Source organism: Gillisia sp. CAL575 (genome assembly GCF_000403785.1).
Lineage (GTDB): Bacteria > Bacteroidota > Bacteroidia > Flavobacteriales > Flavobacteriaceae > Gillisia.
The window spans coordinates 1-850 of sequence record NZ_APHJ01000007.1 but is presented as its reverse complement, the minus strand read 5'-3'; the positions used below and the strand labels follow the sequence as shown (position 1 = coordinate 850).

The following is an 850-nucleotide window of genomic DNA, read 5'->3' as shown; positions in this document are numbered from 1 at the left end:
CCACAATCATAGTGATGCTGGTGGCACTCAAGAAGTGACCACAAATAGGATGCTGAGCAGGTTATTTTTGTGTTGAATTCTTACTGAAGCAAAGCTTCATCAAAAATTCAACACGTTAAAATATTATAAGTATGAAATAAGAGAAATTAAAATATTATCTTTAAGAAATAAGGTTATTGCTTTTCATAGGAAACGATGTTGTGCATCGTACTTTTTTTAATAATCAATATTCTTTATTCCAATCCGGTAAACTTTTATAGATGTCAAAATATTTTTGAATTATCATTCCTTCTACAGCGGAAGGAATATCATTATTTTTATTATCAAAAGTTTCATACCAGTAAATGTCAAGAGCTTCTATTTTCTCAGATATGATTTTATTTTTCCAACTTCTCTTTCGACAATCGCCAAATTGTTTGCCATTTATTAATCTGTCGCACATACCACCATTTCTTATTTTCTTTAATCCATTTTGTTTAATTTTTCCAGAGGATCCTATATATACTAATTGAATTTTTCCATTTTTTAAAGCATAAACTAGATATACTCCGACACCAGTTTTTGGTGCATTACAAACTTTGTTCAAATCATCATCTTTAGTATAAAAGAAATGATTATTTGATTTGTAAATTTCTAATTCTTCGAACATTATTAGTGCTGGATTCAAGGATTCAACGCAACAAAGCGTTATAAAAAGTTAAGTATTCAAATATAATTTTTTTAGTTCAAGATCCATCATTTCTTGAGGTGTATTGTACCCTAGAATTTTACGAGGTCTATTGTTTAGTTTGTCCTGTATTATCTGTAGTTGTTTTTGATCAATTTTATTGAAGTCTGTTCCTTTTGGAAG

At 28.8% G+C, this 850-nt stretch carries 1 protein-coding gene; it reads right to left on the bottom strand.

From position 1 onward, the window contains the following. Window positions 1-223: 223 nt before the first annotated feature. Entirely contained in the window at window positions 224-649 is a 426-nt protein-coding gene (locus tag I130_RS00070; RefSeq protein WP_034917074.1) for a hypothetical protein, read from the bottom strand. Window positions 650-850: the final 201 nt, after the last annotated feature.